We start from the raw sequence: 18,437 nt of genomic DNA, 5'->3' as shown, positions 1-18,437 counted from the left end.
GCTCGCATTTTTATGACCGCACGACGCCGTTCCCAATTTCCGCTCGGCATGTTGGCCCTGCGTACCGCTGCGGCCTGGGCCGTGGCCCTGCTGCTGGTGTTTCCGCTGGCCTGGCTGTTTCTCACCGCGTTCAAGACCGAGCTGCAGGCCATTGCCGTGCCGCCACTGTTCGTCTTCACGCCCACGCTCGAAAACTTCCACGAGGTGCAAGAGCGCAGCGACTACCTGCTGTACGCCAAGAACTCGGTCATCACCAGCGTGCTCTCCACCCTGGTGGGGCTCATGCTTGCCGCGCCTGCCGCGTATGCCATGGCCTTCTTCAAGGGCAAGTACACCAAGGACATTTTGATGTGGATGCTCTCCACCAAGATGATGCCCGCCGTGGGCGCGCTGGTGCCCATCTACGTGCTGGCGCAAAAGAGCCATCTGCTCGACACACAGCTTGCGCTCATCATCGTGTTCGCGCTGTCCAACCTGCCCATCATGGTCTGGATGCTGTACTCGCACTTCAAGGACATCCCGCGCGAGATTCTGGAAGCCGCGCGTATGGACGGTGCCACGCTGTGGCAAGAGGTGCGCCTGGTGCTGCTGCCGCTGGGCATGGGCGGGCTCGCATCCACCGGCCTCTTGTGCCTGGTGCTGTCATGGAACGAGGCCTTCTGGAGCCTGAACCTGAGCGCCGCCAAGGCCGGCACGCTGGCCACGCTGATCGCCTCGTACTCCAGCCCCGAAGGACTGTTCTGGGCCAAGTTGTCTGCGGCATCGCTGATGGCCATTGCGCCCATCGTGGTGTTTGGCTGGTTCAGCCAGAAGCAGCTCGTCCAAGGTCTCACGTTCGGCGCGGTCAAGTAAAGCGCAGCGTTCATCTCCCCAGTTTTCAAGCATTCAGGAACCCGATTCCATGGCCTACCTTCAACTGCGCGGCATCGAGAAATTCTTTGGCGAACACCGCGCCATCAAGGGCATCGACCTCTCCATCCAGAAGGGCGAGTTCATCGTCTTCGTCGGCCCCTCGGGCTGCGGCAAGTCCACGCTGCTGCGGCTGATCGCGGGGCTCGAAAATATCGACGGCGGCACGCTGATGCTGGACGGCCGCGACATCACCGACCAGCCCTCCAGCAAGCGCGACCTCGCCATGGTGTTCCAGAGCTACGCGCTGTATCCGCACATGAGCGTGTACGAGAACATGAGCTTTGCGCTCAAGCTGGCCAAGGTGGACAAGCAGGTGATCGACGAGAAGGTGCAGAACGCTGCGCGCATCCTCAACCTCACGCAGTACCTGCAGCGCACGCCCAAGGAGCTGTCTGGCGGTCAGCGCCAGCGTGTGGCCATCGGCCGTGCCATCGTGCGCGCGCCCAAGGTGTTCCTGTTCGACGAGCCACTGTCCAACCTAGACGCAGCGCTGCGCGGCCAGACGCGGGTGGAGATCGCCAAGCTGCACCGCGACCTGGGCGCCACCACCATCTATGTGACGCACGACCAGGTCGAGGCCATGACGCTGGCCGATCGCGTGGTGGTGCTGCGCGACGGCATCATTGAGCAGGTGGGCACGCCGCTGGAGCTGTACGACCGGCCCGCCAACCAGTTCGTGGCCCAGTTCATCGGCACGCCGCAGATGAACGTGGTGCCCTTGCCGCAGCTGCCACCGCCCGTGCAACAGCAGGCGCCTGCAGGGGCTGAGGGCGGCGCCATCGGCCTGCGACCTGAGAACATCACCGTGCGCAACACCGGCGCTACGCCCGTGACAGGCCAGGTGGACCTGGTGGAAGCGCTGGGCGCCGAAACCCTGATCTACGTGAGCACCCCCGGCGGAGCGCAGTTTGTGGCCCGCCAGAACGACCGCACAGGCCTGCGCGCGGGCGATGCCGTGAGCCTGGACATCGACGCCTCGCAAGCCCACTGGTTCGACCCCCAAGGCCGCGTGGTGGCCCGCCAGGCTGCATGACGGTCATGAGCCTCCAATACCCACTCCAAGGCAAGGTGGCGGCCATCACTGGCGCGGCTTCTGGCATCGGTTTTGCCAGCGCCCAGGCCATGGCCAATGCGGGCGCACGCGTGGTGCTGATCGACCGCGACGAGGCTGCGCTGGCCAAGGCCTGCGCGGCCATTGGCGAACGCGCTTCGCCGCTGGTGCTCGATCTGCTGGATTCCAAGCAGTGCGCCAGCCTGCTGCAGCGCACGCTGAGCATCGCCGGTCCGCTCGACATCTTCCATGCCAACGCGGGACTTTATGTGGGCGGCGATCTGGTCGATGCCGACCCTGACGCCATCGACCGCATGCTGCAGCTCAACGTCAACGTGGTGATGAAGAACGTGCACAACGTGCTGCCCCACATGATCGAGCGCGGCACGGGGGACATCATCGTCACCAGCTCGCTGGCCGCGCATTTCCCCACGCCATGGGAGCCCGTCTATGCATCGTCAAAGTGGGCCGTCAACTGCTTTGTGCAGACCGTGCGCCGCCAGGTGTTCAAGCACGGCATCCGCGTGGGTTCCATCTCGCCGGGCCCGGTCATCACCTCGCTGTTGGCCGACTGGCCTGCGGAAAAGCTGGCTGAGTCCAAGGCCAGCGGCAGCCTGATCGAGGCCGCCGAAGTCGCCGAGGTGGTGCTGTTCATGCTCACCCGCTCGCGCGGCATGACGATTCGCGACGTCGTGATGATGCCCACGAATTTTGATCTTTAGAACCCCGTTTTCACGCACCATGAATTTCATCCTGCATCTGGGCCTGGGCTCCTTTCACCGTGCCCACCAGGCCGTCTACGTTCACCAGCTGCGCCAGCAAGGTGACACGGACTGGGCCATCGCGGGCGGCAATCTGCGCCCCGACATGGCCGACACCATCGCCGCCCTGCAGGCGCAGGGCGGCCGCTACACGCTGGAGACCGTCACGCCCCAGGGTGAGCGCAGTTACACCGTCATCGAGTCCATCCAGCGCGTGATCCCTTACCAGGACGATCTGGCCCCGCTGATTGCCATGGGTGCTGATGCTGCCACGCGCATCATCAGCTTCACGGTGACCGAGGCAGGCTACTACCTCGACGCGCAAAACCAGCTCGACTGGGCCACCTTTGCCGACCTGCGCGCCGACCTCGCGGCAGTCAAGGCCGGGCAGGCGGGCCACACCATTTACGGCGGCCTCGTCAGCATCCTGCGCGCGCGCATGGCGGCTGGTGCGGGCCCCGTCACGCTGATGAACTGCGACAACTTGCGGCACAACGGCGAGCGTTCGCGCAGCGGGCTGCTGCAGTTCATCGACGCGCTGGGCGATGCACCACTGAAAGACTGGGTGGAGCAGAACACCACGAGTCCCAACGCCATGGTGGACCGCATCACGCCACGCCCCACGCCCGATGTGGGCGAGCGGGTGAGGGCTGCCACAGGCTGGGACGACAAGGCCGCGCTCATGGGCGAGAGCTTCATTCAGTGGGTCATCGAAGACGACTTCATCGCCGGCCGGCCCGCGTGGGAAAAGGTCGGCGTCGAGATGGTGCAGTCGGTGCAGGCGCATGAAGAGGCCAAGATCCGCCTGCTCAACGCCACGCACAGCTGCATTGCCTGGGCGGGCACGCTGGTGGGCTACCAGTACATACACGAAGGCACGCACGATGCGGCCATCCGCCAGATGGCCTACGACTACGCGACCGACGATGCGATCCCCGTGTTGCTGCCGTGCCCCATCGACCTGCAGGCCTACCGCGACGTGGTGCTGGACCGCTTCGGCAACCCAGCCATTGCCGACACGAACCAGCGCGTGGCCATGGACGCGTTCTCCAAGATCCCGGGCATGATCGCGCCCACGATCCGCGACAAGCTGGCCCGTGGCGGCTCGTTCGATAGCGTGGCCCTGCTGCCCGCGCTGTTCCTGGCCTACCTGCAGCGCTGGCACGCGGGGCAGATCCCCTACACCTATCAGGACCAGGCCATGGACCCCGTCGTGGCTCACGCCATCTGCGACGCGGCCGACCCGGTGGTTGCCTACGCCGTCGACACGACCCTGTGGGGCGAGATGGCCAGCCGCCCCGAGCTGGTGGACGCGCTGCGCAAAGCCTATGCCCGCGTGCAGGCCTTTGTGGCGGATCGCTCAAGTCCCTGATGCTGGTGTAATTTCCGTCCATCACCGCCATGACCGTCAAAACGCCCATCGCCCCGCGCCAGACCAAGCCTGAGCTGGAGCACGACTATGTGCGCTCGCCCGCACTGGGCTACGAGTCGCCGGATACGGCCGGCTTCATCCGCTGTCTGTCGCACGGGTTTCCGACCCCGCTGGCGCGCTGGCACTACCACGACGAGTACGAGCTGCACCTGATCACCGCCACCTCGGGCAAGGTGTTCGTGGGCGACTGGATCGGGCAGTTCCAGCCCGGCCATCTGGTGCTGACGGGCCCGCGCCTGCCGCACAACTGGATCAGCATGGATCTGCCCGAAGGCGGCGTGCCGCTGCGCGACCTGGTGATCCAGTTCTCGCACGCGCCGCTGGTGGCCAGCAGCGAGAGCATCCCTGAGCTGCGCGAGGTGCTACCGCTGCTGGAACGTGCGCGTCATGGCATCGAGTTCTTTGGCATGGAGGCGCAGGCGCAAGAGTACTGGCACCGCATCAAGGCGCGCCAGGGCCTGGCGCGGTTCGGCGCGTTTTGCGAATTTCTGAGCGACCTGGCCCGTTGCACCGACTTTCGCCTGCTGTCGAGCACGCAGCTGCAAAGCGAAGACAACGACGCCCAGCTCGACCAGATCAATGCCATCGTGAGTCGCATCACCGACCACCTGGCTGAACCGCTGGCAGCCGCCGACCTGGCGCAGGAGCTGGGCATGACAGAGAGCCGCTTCTCGCGCTTTTTCCGGCGCGCCACGGGCAACACCTTCACCGACTTTGTGAATCTGGTGCGCGTGAACCGCGCCTGCCAGCTGCTGATGGAGACCGAGCGCTACATCACGCACATTGCCTATGACGTGGGCTTCAACAACATGGCCAACTTCAACCGCCGCTTTCTGGACATCAAGGGCATGACGCCGAGTGAATTCCGCAAGCAAGGCGCCGGAAGGTTTGGAAAGACCTCCTGAGCCAGGGGGCGATCCGCTCGCCGAGAAGGGGCGGTACGTCCTCGCCGCAACGTATCCCTTGTTGCGCCCTTCGGCATGCAGCCCTCCAGACGCAAAGCGCGGGGCTACGGCTTTCACTTTGAACAACTGACATCTGTTCAATACCCATGTACCTCGGAATCGATTTAGGCACCTCGGGTGTCAAGCTCCTGTTGCTGGACGACGCGCAAGCCGTGGCCGCCACGGCCGACGCCGCCGTGCCCCAGCACCGCCCCCAGCCCACCTGGAGCGAGCAGCACCCGGCCGACTGGTGGGCGGCGGTGGAAGCCGCCGTGGCGCAACTGCGTGCCCAGGTGCCCGCTGCGTGGGCGCAGGTGCGGGGCATCGGCCTCTCGGGCCACATGCATGGCGCCGTGGTGTTGGGCGCGCAGGACCAGGTGCTGCGCCCGGCCATCTTGTGGAACGACGGCCGCGCCAGCGCCGAATGTGCGCAGCTGGAGGCCGCAGTGCCCACCTCGCGCCAGATCACCGGCAACCTCGCCATGCCCGGCTTCACCGCGCCCAAGCTCCTGTGGCTGCGCAAACATGAGCCCGCCGTGTTTGACCAGATCCGCACCGTGTTGCTGCCCAAGGACTGGCTGCGCCTGCAGCTCACCGGCGATGCCGTGAGCGACATGTCTGACGCATCAGGCACGCTGTGGCTGGACGTGCAGGCCCGCGCCTGGAGCTCGACCATGCTGCAGGCCTGCGGACTGGATGTGACGCACATGCCCGCGCTGGCCGAGGGCAGTGCGCCCACGGGCATGCTGCGCAGCGATGTGGCACGCCGCTGGGGGCTCGGTGACAGCGTCGTCGTGGCTGCGGGCGCGGGCGACAACGCCGCCAGTGCGGTGGGTGTGGGCGCCCGTACAGCCGGTCAAGGTTTTGTGTCGCTGGGCACCTCGGGCGTGGTCTTTCGCGTGACGGATGCCTTTGCGCCCGCCACCGAGCGTGCCGTGCATGCCTTTGCCCACGCGCTGCCGCAGCGCTGGCACCATATGTCGGTCATGCTCAGCGCGGCCAGTGCGTTTGGCTGGGTCACGCGGCTCACGGGGCGCGGCGACGAGGCGCAACTGTCGGACGCTGTGGGCGCCCTCAGCACCAGCCGCCAGGCGCAGGCGCCGCTGTTTTTGCCCTACCTGAGTGGCGAGCGCACGCCACACAACAACGCGGCTGCCACCGGAGTCTTCATGGGCCTGCGCGCTGAGCACGAAGCGGCAGACCTGGCCTATGCCGTGATGGAAGGTGTGGGCTTTGGCCTGCTCGATGGCCTCAACGCGATGCGCGCTGCAGGGGCTGGGCAGGGCGGTGCTGCCAGTCGGGGTGAAGCGGCCCTGGCCTTGGTCGGTGGCGGTGCCCGCAGCAACCCCTGGGCGCAGTTGCTGGCCAGCGCGTTGTGCACACCACTGCAACGCCCGCAGGGCGCGCACGCCGCCGCCGCCCTGGGCGCCGCGCGGCTGGCCGCCATGGCCTGCGGTGGTGATGAAGCCCGCTGGTGCCAACCCCTGCCCGCTGACGCCACCTTCGTGCCACAGCCTGCGCAACAAGCCCTGCTGGCCGAACGCTATGCCCGCTTTGTCGCGCTGTACCCCGCGCTGCAATCGCAGTTCTGACCTGCTGCCTCCCAAGCCACCATGACTTCTGCACCCAACACTTCTACCGCCGCCGCGCCCATTCACGCCGCCATCGCCGGTGAGGCCCTCATCGACCTCATCCGCCGCGCTGATGGCAGCTACCTGCCGTGCCTGGGCGGTGCGCTCTACAACCTGTGCCGCGCGCTGGCCCGGCAAGGTGTGGGCACGCAGTACCTCAACCCCTTGTCGCGCGACCGTTTTGGCCGCGAACTGGCGGCGCAGTTGGTGGCCGATGGCGTGGTGCTGGCCCAGCCCGAGCCTGTGCAGCAAGTCACGTCCCTGGCCGTGGTCAACCTCGATGCACACGGCCACCCCGATTACGCCTTCTACCGCGAAGGCGTGGCAGACCGTGCGGTGTCTGAAGCAGGCCTGGGCGGTAGCTGCGCCGTCTTGCCCGCGCTGCAGCTGGTCTGCACCGGCGCCCTGGCACTCGACGCGCGCGACACCGCCATCTACCTGCCGTGGCTGGCCGCCCAGCGCGCCGCAGGCCGCTGCGTGGTGGTCGATGCCAACCTGCGCCCCTCCGTCATGCCCGACCTTGCGGCTTACCGCACCACGGTGCACGCCGCGCTGGCCCACGCCCACATCATCAAGGCCAGCGACGAAGACCTGGAGCATCTCGCCGTGCCGGGGGGCGATGCGCTGGCCCGCGCGAAGCACCTGTTGGCCGCCAACCCGCAGGCCCACCTGATGGCGCTGACGCTGGGCGCGGAAGGCGCCTGGCTGCTGCACCGCGGCGGCGCGCAGTGTTTTGCCAAAGAGGCCCAGCCGCTGAAGGTGGTGGACACCGTGGGCGCGGGCGACAGCTTTCTGGCCGGGCTGCTGGCGCATTTGCTGCGGCAGTCGCAGGCCGCCGGGGTTGCCAGTTTTGCGCAGTTCGTGGGCGGGCTGACAGCCGGTGCCTGCCAGCAGGCGCTGCGCCATGCGCTGGCCAGCGCCAGCCTGTGCGTGATGGAGCAGGGCTGCGTGCCCCCGGGATGGGAGGCAACCACGCAAAGGGCCCGATCCAACCCACCCAGCGAGCGGTAGGCCGCTCTGGCGGCAGAATGGCGCATGCACCACGCCGCCGCCCCTGCTTCGCCGCCAACGATCACTGTCCGCGTGGCGGCAGCAGTGCATGCCGCCGATGCGTGCGGTGTCATCCGCCAGTCCATCACCCACTGCTGTGTGCTCGACCATGCCAATGACGCCACCATCCTGACAACTTGGCTGGCCAACAAGACGCCCGAGAACCTGGCTGCGTGGATGGCCGCGCCGGGGGCTGTGGCGTGGGGCGCATACTGGGGCGACACGATGGTGGGCTTTGCGCTGCGGGCACGGACCACGCTGGCGTTGTGCTACGTGGTGCCGGGGGCCTTGCACCAAGGGGTGGGGCGGGCCCTGCTGCAGCATGTCGAGGCCCATGCGCGCGAAGTGGGGCTCGCAACTCTCGACCTTGAGAGCACGCGCACGGCAGAGCCCTTTTACCGCCGCCATGGCTATGTGCCGCATGGCGGCGTGCAAACGTGGGCCGGGCTGCAGGCGCAGCCCATGCGCAAGGTGTTGTGAGGTCACCTTGTCTGCAGTGGCGTCGCCCATCCAGTCAAGCGAGGGCGTGAGTTTTTTAGTCGAAATGGCTTGTAGCGCCTGATCTATATGCGCTGGAAGCTCTCACTTTTATAGCGATGGGTGCTCCCGCCCCCGCCGCACCTCACACGTCGGTACGCACCTGGTGGCCCTGGTTGTCGTTCATTTCCAGAATCCACCACTGCGCTCCCGTGTTCTTGTCGATGAAGCGCATGTGCGAGGCAATGTTGGCCAGCGTGGGGCTGTCGAGGTGCAGCAGGCGTTGCACATAGTCCACCAGGTCGTCAGCCGCGTGGGTGAACTCAAAACCGTCGTGGTCAAACTCGAACACCTGTCCGGCGCACTCGCCATCGGTGGCCATCAGGATGTAGTTGCCCGAATGGGGGGTCTCGCCAATCACCTGGCAGTGCGCGATCCAGTCGGGCAGGATCTCTTCGCGTTCTTCGTCACTCAGATGTTCCGTCCAGCCCTCAAACCCCTCTTGCAGCTCGGCCCATTCGCCGGGCGGTGCGATGTAGCGGGCGGCATCGCCTGAGTCGGCATCGTGGTACAGCAGCACGCAGCCGAACGTGGCGTAGAAAGCGGGGAGCTGACCCACGTCCGGCAGGGCTGCATCCAGCGCGGCGGGAGGCTGGATGTGGTGCTGGAAGTTCACTGTTTTGGTTTCCTGCGGCTTGTTGATGCGCTCGCAGGTGAAGGTGCCGGTGTGTTCGGCAACAGCGCGGTACAGGTCGGGCAGGGTCATCGCAGATCCTCGGGATGGCGTTCAGATTTCTTTGGCGTACACGATGAAGCCATGGTGCTTGGCCAGCTTGTCGTACAGCTGGCGCCCGGCGGCGTTGGTCTCGTGCGTTTGCCAGTACACGCGCGACGACTTGGCGGCGCGCGCTGCGCCGTACACCGCTTCGATCAGCGCCCGCCCCACGCCCCGGCCGCGCGCGGCCTCGCGGGTGAAGAGGTCGCTCAGGTAGCACACGGGCTCGATGCGCGTCATGCTGCGGTGAAACACATAGTGCGTGAGGCCCAGCAGCTCGCCGCTGGCATCGTCTTGAGCCACCAGGCAGAACATGGGTTCTGCCGCGTCATGAAAGCGCTGCCAAGTGGTTTGCGTGATGTGCTCGGGCAGCGCGGTGGCGCCAAAGCGGCCGTAGAACGCGTTGTAGCCGTCCCAGAGCGGGCGCCAGGCAGAGCGTAGTCTTCGGGTTGAACCGGGCGCACGGTGACGGCTGCGGTCATGGGTCAGCTTTCTGGGGTTTACTGCAGCACGCGCTTCGGGTTCATGATGCCCTGCGGGTCCAGCGCCTGTTTGATGGCGCGCATCATGCCCAGGGCCACGGGCGACTGGTACTTGGCCAGCTTGTCGGCCTTGAGTTCGCCGATGCCATGCTCGGCCGAGAACGAGCCGCCGAACTCGGCCACGGCCTCGTACACCAGATGATTCACATGCGCCTCGTGCTCGCGCAGGAAGGCCTTGGGGTCGCCCTCTGCCGGCGCCTGCACGTTGTAGTGCAGGTTGCCGTCGCCCAGGTGGCCGAAGTTGACCAGGCGCACGCCCGGGATCTCGCGCTGCAGCACCGCATCAGTGTGGGCCACAAAGGCGGGGATGCGCGAGATCTGTACCGAGATGTCGTGCTTGATGTTCAGGCCCTCTTCGGCCTGGGCGAGGGGAATGCTCTCGCGGATGTGCCACAGCTGGTGGGCCTGCGTGAGGTTCTCGGCCACCACGGCGTCGGTCACGCAGCCCATTTCAAACGCGGTCTCCAGCAGCGACTCGAATCGTGCGCGGGCGTGTTCTTCGGATTCGCTGTCGGAGTTTTCGAGCAGCACACACCACGGCGCGTTGTCGTCGCCCAAAAACGGCACGCGCAGCTGTGGCATGTGTTTGCCCACCAGGCTCAGCGCAAACTGGCCCATCACTTCAAAGCCTGTGAGGCCCGCGCCCAGCTGCTTGTGTGCCAGGCCCAGCAAGGCCACGGCGTGTTCCATTGATGGCACGGCGGCCCAGGCGGTGAGGTTTGCGGCGGGCTGGGGGTAGAGCTTCATCGTCGCGGCGGTGATGATGCCCAGCGTGCCTTCGCTGCCGATGAACAGGTCGCGCAGGTCATAACCGGTGTTGTCCTTGCGCAGGCCCTTGAGGCCGTCCCACACCTCGCCCTGCGGCGTGACCACTTCGAGGCCCAGGCACAGGTCGCGCGCATTGCCGTAGCGCACCACCTGCGTGCCGCCGGCGTTGGTGCCTAGGTTGCCGCCAATGGTGCAGCTGCCTTCGGCCGCGAGGCTCAGGGGGAAGAGCACGCCAGCCTTCTCGGCCTCGTCCTGCAGGTTCTGCAGGATGCAGCCCGCTTCCACGGTCATGGTCAGGTTGTCGGTGTCCACGCTGCGCACGGAGTTCATGCGCGTGAGGCTCAGCACGATCTGCGTGCCGCTGTCATCGGGCGTGGAGCCCACGGCCAGGCCGGTGTTGCCGCCCTGGGGCACGATGGCGGTGCCCGCTGCCGCGCAGGCCTTGACCACGGCGGCCACTTCCTGCGTGTTGGCAGGACGCACCACGGCCAGGGCCTTGCCGCGCACGCGGCGGCGCCAGTCCTGTTCCCAGGCGGTGAGGTCGCCTTCGTGGAGCACGTGGGCGGGGCCGACGATGGTGCGCAGGGTGTCGAGCAAGGTGGTCATGGATGAATCGGCGTGTTCAGTGGGTGGATCGGGTGGCTGGGGACTGCGCGAGGGGCATCAGGGGGCGGGTGCCGCTGTGCTGGTGTCTGCCGCAGCAGCAGCGGCGGCCTTGGCGTTGCGCTGGCGCACGCGCACATGCAGCGTGCAGGCGGTGAACAGCACGAGGCACAGGGCCACTTCGCCCCAGGCCAACCATTGTGATGGCGGCTTGTCGCCCCAGCCGCGCACCACGCCTTCGGTGAAATACAGCCAGATCACCAGGCTGACCCAGCGGTAGGTGTACATGCGGTTCTTCAGGATGCCCGCCAGCGGGATACACAGTGGCAGCGCCTTGATGGCCAGCCACGAGCCGCCAGGCCTGACCGGGGCCAGCACCAGCTCCCAGGCCAGGCACAGAACAATCAGGGTGAGCAGGCTGCCGGCGGCGAGCCAGCGGGTGGCGGCAACACCGTTGTCGGACGGCGGGGGGGAGATGGCGGGGGATGCAGTCATTGGGGTGGCATCATATCGGCCATGCCTTTTTCCCTACAGACAGTCGCATCGCGCATCGAGGCGCTGATGACCGAGCTGTCGCACTTCCCCTGGAAGACCACGGCCCAGACGCTGCGTGAGCGCTTCCGCGAGGACCACCTGGGGCTCACGGCCAGCAGCCTCACCTTCACCACCATCCTGGCGCTGGTGCCGTTTTTCACCGTGGCGCTGGCGGTGTTCACCGCGTTCCCCATCTTCGGCAAGCTGCAGGACGCGCTGCAGGGCTGGCTGGTCAGCAGCCTGGTGCCCGACAGCATCTCGCGCCAGGTGCTGGGCTACCTCACGCAGTTTGCCGCCAAGGCCAGCAGCCTGGGGGTGGCAGGGTTCAGCATCCTGCTGGCCACGGCGCTGGCGTTGATCCTGACCATCGACCGCACCCTCAACGACATCTGGCGCGTGCAGCGTCTGCGTCCGCTGGGGCAGCGGGTGCTGATCTACTGGGCGGCCATCACGCTGGGCCCGCTGTTGCTGGGCGCGAGCCTGGCGCTCACGTCGTATGTGATGTCGGCCTCGGGCGGGCTGGTCAAGCGCCTGCCCGATGGGGTGCAGCTGCTGTTCGATTCGATCCAGTTCGTGTCGCTGGCCGGTGGCATGGCGGCGCTGTACCACTACGTGCCCAACACGCCGGTGAAGTGGCGCCATGCCTGGACGGGTGGTCTGTTCGTGGCGGTGTGCATCGAGCTCGCCAAGAAGGTGCTGGCGCTGTACCTGGGCAAGGTGCCCACCTATTCGGTGGTGTACGGCGCGTTTGCCACGCTGCCCATCTTGCTGGTGTGGATCTATGTGGCCTGGGTCATCGTGTTGCTGGGGGCCGTGGTCACTGCCTACCTGCCCAGCCTGCTCGCGGGCGTGGCGCGGCGCGGCACGGTGGCGGGGTGGACATTTCAGTTGGCGGTGGAGGTGCTGCAGGCGCTGCACCGGGCGCGTCCGCATCCCATCAAGGGTCTGCGCCCCAGCCAGCTGGCCCAGTTGCTGCGGGTGGATGTGCTGCAGCTGGAACCCGTGCTGGAGGCGCTGACTGCGCTGGACTGGGTGGGGCAGGTGAACGATGCCGCTGTGAGCGCTGCCGACGTGCCCGAGTCCCGCTACGTGCTGCTGGCCGACCCGGAAAGCACCGTGCTCGCACCCCTGGTGCAGCGCCTGCTGCTGCAGCGGGTGGACAGCCTGGGGCCGCTGTGGGCCAACGCCCGGCTCGACACCTTGCGCATGGCCGATGTGCTGCAGGCGGGTTGACCGGGGCGGATGGCTGTCCTTGGGTAGCGATCAATTGCTATATAAATAATAGCTACTCAGGCATGCTGCACTAGCGCTTCCTGCCTCTGTGGCTTCAAATCAGCTCACAGGGGTACTTTGCCCGTCCAGATGTCCTTGTACATCACCCAGTCGCCCATGAAGCTGTACAGCGGGCGCTTGAAGCTGGCGGGCTTGTTCTTCTCAAAGCCGAAGTGCCCCACCCAGGCAAAGCCGTAACCGCAGAGCAGGCCGTACAGCAGGTACTGCGGCTTGCCCGTGGCCACCAGCATGGCCAGGCAGACCAGGGTGAGCGTGGAGCCCACAAAGTGCAGGCGGCGACACGTGCGGTTGCTGTGCTCGCTCAGGTAGAAGGGGTAGAAGTCCGCAAAGCTTTTGAAGGCCCGGGGGTCTGTGGCGGGCGCGGGTTGCGGGGTGACAGTCTGGGTGGTCATGGCGTTGTCTCCGGGCGGCGTTGGGGCTCTGCCCGCGTTATACGCCGCAGCGCCAGCGCGCACCAGCGGGGCAGTGCGGGTGTGCTGTCGCCGACGGATCTGCCACCTTGAACCGGCGATTGAAAGCCCCGGCGGGCTGTCAGCGCGCCGGGGTTTTGGGTCTCAACGAGCCAGGAAGTCGCGGATGGCGGCCAGTGTTTCTTCCGGCGCCTCGGTCATCTGGTTGTGGCCCACGGGCAGGTGGGCGATCTGCACCTGCTTGCCTGCCGCCTGGGCGGCCTTGACGAGTCCCTGTGCGGCCTTGGGCGCCGTCATCTGGTCCTGGCTGCCCAGCGCAAACAGCACGGGGCAGGTGAGGGCTGCCATGGCCGCTTCACCGCCCGCGTAGCTGTCGCAGGCCACAAAACCCCGGTGGAACACATTGACCTGCGGGTTGCTGCGCAGCACCTTGCGCCCCAGTGCCATGCTCGCGCCAAACACCCAGGTGCCCGGGCCCAGGGCCGACGGGGGCGCAGACAAGGTGCTGCGTGAGAACACATTGACCATGCGCATCGCCTTCTCCGGGTCGGTCTGCGAGGCCTCGATGAGTGCGGGCGACACCTTCATCGGGAAGGCGGTGCCCACCAGCACCAGATGGCTGATGCGGTCCTTGAGTCGCGCGGCGGCTTCCATGGCAATGAGCGATCCCCAGCTGTGGCCCACCAGTGCCGCGCGCTGCACGCCCGCAGCGTCCAGCAGAGCGCCGATGAAGTCCGCGCCTTGCTCCACCGTGGCGGGCGCATCGCCGCCACTGCGGCAGTGGCCGGGCAGGTCGATGGCCAGCACGTTCCAGCCGTGGTTGGCCATGTAGCGGCTTTGCAGGGCCCACACGCTGTGGTCGTTGAGGACACCGTGAATGAACACCACCGTGGGTTTGGCGGCGTCAAACGCTTTGCCACCGGTGTAGCAGTAGATGGCAGCGCCGTTGACTTGGATGTGCATGGTCAGGCCCCTGCTTTCTCGGCGGCTTTCAGCGCGCGTTTCAGGTCGTCGATGAGGTCGTCGGCATCTTCGAGGCCGATGGACAGGCGGATCGTGCCCTGGCTGATGCCCGCGCCCGCCAGCGCGTCATCGCTCATGCGGAAGTGGGTGGTGCTGGCGGGGTGGATCACCAGGCTGCGGCAGTCGCCCACGTTGGCCAGATGGCTGAAGACCTTGAGGGTTTCGATGAACTTCTTGCCCTGTTCGCGGTTGCCTTTGAGGTCAAAACTGAACACCGAGCCCGCGCCACGCGGCAGCAGCTTTTGCGCCAAGGCGTGGCTGGGGTGAGACTCCAGCATGGGGTGGCCCACGCGAGACACGAACGGCTGCGCGGCCAGAAATTCGACCACCTTCTCGGTGTTGCGCATGTGCTGCGCCATGCGCAGCGGCAGGGTCTCGATGCCTTGCAGGATGAGCCAGGCCGTGTGCGGGCTCATGCAGGCGCCAAAGTCGCGCAGGCCCTCGCGCCGCGCGCGCAGCAAAAAGGCGCCCACGGTGCTCTCTTCGGTGAACACCATGTTGTGAAAGCCGTCGTAGGGCTGGGTCAGCTCGGCAAACTTGCCGGCCGACTTTGGCCCGTCCCAGTCAAAGCTGCCGCCATCCACCACGATGCCGCCCACGACGGTGCCGTGGCCCGAGAGGAACTTGGTGGCCGAGTGGTAGACCAGGTCCGCGCCATGTTCAAACGGTTTGATGAGCCAGGGCGAGGTGAGGGTGGAGTCCACCAGCAGCGGCACGCCCGCCTCGTGCGCGATGGAGGAGATGGTGGGGATGTCCAGCACATCCAGGCCGGGGTTCCCCACGGTCTCGCCAAAGAACAGCTTGGTGTTGGGGCGCACCGCAGCGCGCCAGCCGTCGATGTCGCCGGGCTTGACGAACGTGGTCTCGATACCGAAGCGGCTGAGCGTGTAGTGCAGCAGGTTCTGCGATCCGCCGTACAGCGCCGTGCTCGCCACGATGTGGCTGCCCGCGCCCATCAGCGTGGCAATCGCCAGGTGCAGTGCGGCCTGCCCGCTGGCGGTGGCAATGGCGCCCACACCGCCTTCGAGCGCGGCCACGCGCTGTTCGAGCACCGCGTTGGTCGGGTTGCTGATGCGGCTGTACACGTGGCCGCCGCGCTCCAGGTTGAAGAGGGACGCTGCGTGGTCGCTCGATTCAAAGACGAACGAGGTGGTCAGGTGGATGGGCACGGCGCGCGCGCCGGTGGCGGGGTCGGGGCTGGCGCCTGCGTGCAGCGCCAGCGTGTCAAAGCCGGGGTCGGAGTAACCGGGCATCTGTGTGTCTCCCATGTTGTCATTGCAGGCGGGCATTGTGGGCTATATTTGCTGACAAACAGCCTGCAGCACTTGGGCAGCCCCAGCGGATGTGCTGGTCGCTGCGGGCCCACACCTACTCTTTCCGATTCTTCCCGATCCCCCGGAGACTCCGCACCATGAAAGTCAGCGACATCCTTCGCGTCAAAGGCAACACCCTTTACACCGCATCGCCGGACGAGCCGCTGGCGGGTGCCGTGAGCCTGATGGCCGAGCGCGACATCGGCTCGCTGGTGGTGATGGAGCACGGTGATCTGGTGGGCATGCTCACCTTCCGCGAAGTGATCCAGGCGTTGGTCAAGAACGGCGGCAGCGTGGGCACGATGCTGGTACGTACGGCCATGGACGATGCGCCCCTGACCTGCACGCTCGAAACCGACATGGACGAAGTGCGCCGCATGATGCTGGACCGCCACGCCCGCTACATGCCCGTAATGGACCGCCGCATGCTCATGGGCGTGATCAGCTTCTATGACGTGGCCAAGGCCGTGGTGGACAGCCAGAACTTCGAGAACAAGATGCTCAAGGCCTACATCCGCGACTGGCCCGAAGAAGAACCCCGCCCTTGAGCACTTGAGACCGTTTACCGGGCGCGCACTGCGCTTGTGCTACCCACCCGGGGCCGGAGCTGGGTCAGCGGTAAGGGCTCGGCGCCTGGGCGCATAGCCAGGCCTCAATCTCATCGGGTGGTAGCGGCTTGCCGAACAGGTAGCCCTGCATCACCGGGCAGCCGTGGGCCTGCAGCCACTGCTGCTGGCCGGTGGTCTCCACCCCCTCGGCCACCACCACCATGCCCAGGCTGTGGGCAATGCTCAGCACCGACACTGTGAGGGCGCGCGCCGTGGCGCTGGTGGTGAGGTCCTGCACAAAGGCCATGTCGAGCTTGAGCTCGCTGATGGGCAAGCGGTGCAGATAGCTCAGGCTGGAGTAGCCGGTGCCAAAGTCATCCAGCGACAGCTTGAAGCCCTGCTGGTGCAGCGCTTCGATGTTCTGCAGCGTGACCGGCCGCGCATCCATCATCACGCTCTCCGTAATCTCCAGCAGTACGTCGCTGGTGCGCAAGCCATGGCGTTGCAGCGCATCGCCGATCTCTTGCGCAAACTCCGGCCGGTGAAAGCTGCGGCCCGACAGGTTGACGGCCACACAGGGCACGTCTTGGCCTGCAGCGCGCCAGGCCGCCAGCTGCCTGCAGGCTTCGTCCAGCAGCCACAGGGTCAGCTCATGGATCAGCCCGGCGTCTTCGGCGACGGGGATGAACTGCGACGGCGGCACCATGCCCCACTCGGGGTGATTCCAGCGCGCCAGCGCCTCCACACCGTGCAAGGTGCCGGGTGAGCTGCTGAGTACCTGCGGCTGGTAGTGCAGCGTCAGGCTGCGCTCGGCCAGCGCGTGCTGCAGCGCGCGTTCCAGCGAGGCGCGCTCCTGGGCGTGCCGATTCATCTCGGCGCTGAACAGCTGCAGGCTGTGTCTGTGGTCGCTCTTGGCCTGGTGCATGGCCTGGTCGGCATGGCGCAGCAGGGTGTCGATGGTGTCGCCATCGTTCGGAAACATCGCAATGCCGAGGCTCGCGTGGGGCACATGGGTCTGCCCCAGGATGTCCAGCGGCTGGGCAATATCGTGCAGTACGCGGTGGGCGCTTTGCACCGCCTGTTCGGTGGTGCACTCGGACAGGAGCAACACAAATTCGTCGCCCGACAGGCGGGCGATCAGGTCACGGGCACGCAGACCCTGCGTCAGGCGCTGGGCCACTGCGCTCAGCAGCGCATCGCCGGCTGCGTGCCCTTGGGTGTCGTTGACCTGCTTGAACCGGTCGAGGTTCAGGAACAGCAGGGCGCCTGTGTGGTTGCCCCGGCGCAGGTCGGTCAAGGTGCGCTCTGCGCTGGTGCGAAAGAGGGCGCGGTTGGGCAAGCCCGTGAGCACGTCAAAAAACGCCAACTGGTGGATGCGCTGGTGCGTGTTGTCGCGCTCGATGGCCAAGGCGCACAAGTGCAGGCACACATCGACAAGGCGCCGGTGCAAGGCATCGGGTGCGCGTGGCTCGCGGAAATAGAACGCAAAGGTGCCAATCGGCTGACCCCGGTGGTCCCGGATCGGGCTGGACCAGCAGGCGCGCATTCCGCTCGGTGCAAACAGTTCCCAGTAGTCGGCCCAGAGCGGGTCCGTCGCCATGTCGGTGACCACCACGGGCTCGTTGCGGAACGCTGCGGTGCCACATGACCCTGCCGTAGGGCCAATGGCCAGTCCGTCCAACGCGCGACTGATGTCAGCTGGCAGGCTGGGCGCTGCCAGCGGATGCACTCGGCCCTGGGCGTCCACCGCCAGGATGGTGGCGGTGACCTCGGGGGCAATGCGTTCGACCTCGCGGCACACCACCGCCATCAGGTCGGGCAAGGGCAGTTCATTGACCATGCCTTCGAGCACCCGCGTCTGCAGCACCTCGTGCATCTTGGTGAGCGTGATGTCTGTCAGGATCGAGATGGTGCCCCCCGGGCCCCCGGTGTCCTCATCGGACGCGTTGATCACCAGCGACACCCAGCGCGGCTGTCCTGTCTTGCTGTACAGGAGCGTGTCGGTACGGAACTGGCCGTATGCCAGCACGTTGGAGCGGATGCTCTCCAGCAGATCGGGGCTCGAGTGCGGACCGAGCAGCACCTCGCTCAGGAGCTTGCCCAGTACCTCTGCGGGCTGGTGGCCAAACAGCCGCGAAAAGCCTTGGTTGACATACACCACGCGTTTGGCATGGTTGGTCAATACGATGGCGTTGTCACTGGCGTCCAGCGCCCGTCGCAGCGGCGCGTCAGCCACGGGTGCGGGTGCAGAAGTGCGGAGCGGCAGTGTTGGACCCGGAGAGGGCGGCGCTAAGGCGGGCATGAATGTCCCAGAAATCGATGGTGGATGCTAGCAAGCGCACATGGGCCTGCCAAGCACGATGTGTCCAG

The 18,437-nt window shown here is 66.5% G+C and carries 17 protein-coding genes and 1 pseudogene; 10 read left to right on the top strand and 8 right to left on the bottom strand.

Features of this window, described 5'->3' with window-relative positions; translation table 11 throughout:
- The first annotated feature begins 12 nt into the window (after positions 1–12).
- The 8 genes from C8C99_RS11850 to C8C99_RS11815 all read left to right on the top strand — a co-directional run bounded on the left by C8C99_RS11850 (position 13) and on the right by C8C99_RS11815 (position 8,261).
- The gene (locus C8C99_RS11850) at positions 13–852 is read left to right on the top strand and encodes a carbohydrate ABC transporter permease (protein ID WP_108625859.1); all 840 of its coding nucleotides are present in this window, start codon (positions 13–15) and stop codon (positions 850–852) included.
- Positions 853–901: 49 nt separating this feature from the next.
- The gene (locus C8C99_RS11845) at positions 902–1,945 is read left to right on the top strand and encodes an ABC transporter ATP-binding protein (RefSeq protein WP_108625858.1); all 1,044 of its coding nucleotides are present in this window, start codon (positions 902–904) and stop codon (positions 1,943–1,945) included.
- Positions 1,946–1,950: 5 nt separating this feature from the next.
- On the top strand, positions 1,951–2,685 hold the full coding sequence (locus C8C99_RS11840) for an SDR family oxidoreductase (protein WP_108627134.1): 735 nt from the start codon (positions 1,951–1,953) through the stop codon (positions 2,683–2,685).
- 19 nt (positions 2,686–2,704) lie between these two features.
- On the top strand, positions 2,705–4,096 hold the full coding sequence (gene dalD / locus C8C99_RS11835) for a D-arabinitol 4-dehydrogenase (RefSeq protein ID WP_108625857.1): 1,392 nt from the start codon (positions 2,705–2,707) through the stop codon (positions 4,094–4,096).
- Between the two features lie 29 nt (positions 4,097–4,125).
- Positions 4,126–5,061, top strand: coding sequence for an AraC family transcriptional regulator (locus C8C99_RS11830; protein ID WP_108625856.1), 936 nt, complete (start codon positions 4,126–4,128; stop codon positions 5,059–5,061).
- A 146-nt stretch (positions 5,062–5,207) separates the two neighbouring features.
- On the top strand, positions 5,208–6,692 hold the full coding sequence (xylB, locus tag C8C99_RS11825) for a xylulokinase (RefSeq protein WP_108625855.1): 1,485 nt from the start codon (positions 5,208–5,210) through the stop codon (positions 6,690–6,692).
- Positions 6,693–6,713: 21 nt separating this feature from the next.
- Complete coding sequence (locus tag C8C99_RS11820; RefSeq protein WP_108625854.1) at positions 6,714–7,742, top strand: PfkB family carbohydrate kinase; 1,029 nt, start codon at positions 6,714–6,716, stop codon at positions 7,740–7,742.
- A 24-nt stretch (positions 7,743–7,766) separates the two neighbouring features.
- Positions 7,767–8,261, top strand: a complete 495-nt coding sequence (locus tag C8C99_RS11815) for a GNAT family N-acetyltransferase (protein ID WP_108625853.1) — start codon at positions 7,767–7,769, stop codon at positions 8,259–8,261.
- A 142-nt stretch (positions 8,262–8,403) separates the two neighbouring features.
- Here the strand turns inward: C8C99_RS11815 and C8C99_RS11810 are convergent, their stop codons facing one another.
- From C8C99_RS11810 to C8C99_RS11795, 4 genes and pseudogenes are all read right to left on the bottom strand, one after another.
- Complete coding sequence (locus C8C99_RS11810; RefSeq protein ID WP_108625852.1) at positions 8,404–9,024, bottom strand: SMI1/KNR4 family protein; 621 nt, start codon at positions 9,022–9,024, stop codon at positions 8,404–8,406.
- Positions 9,025–9,045: 21 nt separating this feature from the next.
- A pseudogene (locus tag C8C99_RS11805) lies at positions 9,046–9,515 on the bottom strand (N-acetyltransferase family protein).
- A gap of 18 nt (positions 9,516–9,533) precedes the next feature.
- Positions 9,534–10,949 (bottom strand): FAD-binding oxidoreductase, encoded by a 1,416-nt coding sequence (locus C8C99_RS11800; RefSeq protein ID WP_108625851.1) that lies wholly within the window; start codon positions 10,947–10,949, stop codon positions 9,534–9,536.
- 57 nt (positions 10,950–11,006) lie between these two features.
- Positions 11,007–11,441 (bottom strand): DUF2069 domain-containing protein, encoded by a 435-nt coding sequence (locus C8C99_RS11795; RefSeq protein ID WP_108625850.1) that lies wholly within the window; start codon positions 11,439–11,441, stop codon positions 11,007–11,009.
- 21 nt (positions 11,442–11,462) lie between these two features.
- Between C8C99_RS11795 and C8C99_RS11790 the strand changes: the two genes are divergently transcribed.
- Positions 11,463–12,713 (top strand): YihY family inner membrane protein, encoded by a 1,251-nt coding sequence (locus tag C8C99_RS11790; RefSeq protein ID WP_108625849.1) that lies wholly within the window; start codon positions 11,463–11,465, stop codon positions 12,711–12,713.
- 104 nt (positions 12,714–12,817) lie between these two features.
- Here the strand turns inward: C8C99_RS11790 and C8C99_RS11785 are convergent, their stop codons facing one another.
- From C8C99_RS11785 to C8C99_RS11775, 3 genes are all read right to left on the bottom strand, one after another.
- Positions 12,818–13,165: a DUF962 domain-containing protein gene (locus C8C99_RS11785; protein ID WP_108625848.1), complete on the bottom strand. Its 348-nt coding sequence runs from the start codon at positions 13,163–13,165 to the stop codon at positions 12,818–12,820.
- Positions 13,166–13,327: 162 nt separating this feature from the next.
- Positions 13,328–14,146 carry an alpha/beta fold hydrolase gene (locus tag C8C99_RS11780; protein WP_108625847.1) on the bottom strand — a complete coding sequence of 273 codons (819 nt, stop codon included), beginning with the start codon at positions 14,144–14,146 and terminating at the stop codon, positions 13,328–13,330.
- A gap of 2 nt (positions 14,147–14,148) precedes the next feature.
- Positions 14,149–15,459 carry an O-acetylhomoserine aminocarboxypropyltransferase gene (locus C8C99_RS11775; RefSeq protein WP_108627133.1) on the bottom strand — a complete coding sequence of 437 codons (1,311 nt, stop codon included), beginning with the start codon at positions 15,457–15,459 and terminating at the stop codon, positions 14,149–14,151.
- A 158-nt stretch (positions 15,460–15,617) separates the two neighbouring features.
- On the opposite strand from C8C99_RS11775, the gene C8C99_RS11770 reads away from it, so the two are divergent.
- Positions 15,618–16,067: a CBS domain-containing protein gene (locus C8C99_RS11770; RefSeq protein ID WP_056637791.1), complete on the top strand. Its 450-nt coding sequence runs from the start codon at positions 15,618–15,620 to the stop codon at positions 16,065–16,067.
- Between the two features lie 64 nt (positions 16,068–16,131).
- Here the strand turns inward: C8C99_RS11770 and C8C99_RS11765 are convergent, their stop codons facing one another.
- Positions 16,132–18,303, bottom strand: coding sequence for an EAL domain-containing protein (locus C8C99_RS11765; protein ID WP_233247210.1), 2,172 nt, complete (start codon positions 18,301–18,303; stop codon positions 16,132–16,134).
- Between the last annotated feature and the right edge of the window lie 134 nt (positions 18,304–18,437).

The organism is Acidovorax sp. 107, assembly GCF_003058055.1.
GTDB lineage: Bacteria > Pseudomonadota > Gammaproteobacteria > Burkholderiales > Burkholderiaceae_C > Acidovorax.
Note: the sequence above shows the minus strand (reverse complement) of the source record. Positions and strands in the feature narration are given on the sequence as shown.

Excerpts from the sequence above, each read along its gene's own strand:
- C8C99_RS11850 (WP_108625859.1), top strand. The coding sequence starts at position 13 with ATGACCGCACGACGCCGTTCCCAATTTCCGCTCGGCATGTTGGCCCTG.
- C8C99_RS11845 (WP_108625858.1), top strand. The coding sequence starts at position 902 with ATGGCCTACCTTCAACTGCGCGGCATCGAGAAATTCTTTGGCGAACAC.
- C8C99_RS11840 (WP_108627134.1), top strand. The coding sequence starts at position 1,951 with ATGAGCCTCCAATACCCACTCCAAGGCAAGGTGGCGGCCATCACTGGC.
- dalD (WP_108625857.1), top strand. The coding sequence starts at position 2,705 with ATGAATTTCATCCTGCATCTGGGCCTGGGCTCCTTTCACCGTGCCCAC.
- C8C99_RS11830 (WP_108625856.1), top strand. The coding sequence starts at position 4,126 with ATGACCGTCAAAACGCCCATCGCCCCGCGCCAGACCAAGCCTGAGCTG.
- xylB (WP_108625855.1), top strand. The coding sequence starts at position 5,208 with ATGTACCTCGGAATCGATTTAGGCACCTCGGGTGTCAAGCTCCTGTTG.
- C8C99_RS11820 (WP_108625854.1), top strand. The coding sequence starts at position 6,714 with ATGACTTCTGCACCCAACACTTCTACCGCCGCCGCGCCCATTCACGCC.
- C8C99_RS11815 (WP_108625853.1), top strand. The coding sequence starts at position 7,767 with ATGCACCACGCCGCCGCCCCTGCTTCGCCGCCAACGATCACTGTCCGC.
- C8C99_RS11810 (WP_108625852.1), bottom strand. The coding sequence starts at position 9,024 with ATGACCCTGCCCGACCTGTACCGCGCTGTTGCCGAACACACCGGCACC.
- C8C99_RS11800 (WP_108625851.1), bottom strand. The coding sequence starts at position 10,949 with ATGACCACCTTGCTCGACACCCTGCGCACCATCGTCGGCCCCGCCCAC.
- C8C99_RS11795 (WP_108625850.1), bottom strand. The coding sequence starts at position 11,441 with ATGACTGCATCCCCCGCCATCTCCCCCCCGCCGTCCGACAACGGTGTT.
- C8C99_RS11790 (WP_108625849.1), top strand. The coding sequence starts at position 11,463 with ATGCCTTTTTCCCTACAGACAGTCGCATCGCGCATCGAGGCGCTGATG.
- C8C99_RS11785 (WP_108625848.1), bottom strand. The coding sequence starts at position 13,165 with ATGACCACCCAGACTGTCACCCCGCAACCCGCGCCCGCCACAGACCCC.
- C8C99_RS11780 (WP_108625847.1), bottom strand. The coding sequence starts at position 14,146 with ATGCACATCCAAGTCAACGGCGCTGCCATCTACTGCTACACCGGTGGC.
- C8C99_RS11775 (WP_108627133.1), bottom strand. The coding sequence starts at position 15,459 with ATGCCCGGTTACTCCGACCCCGGCTTTGACACGCTGGCGCTGCACGCA.
- C8C99_RS11770 (WP_056637791.1), top strand. The coding sequence starts at position 15,618 with ATGAAAGTCAGCGACATCCTTCGCGTCAAAGGCAACACCCTTTACACC.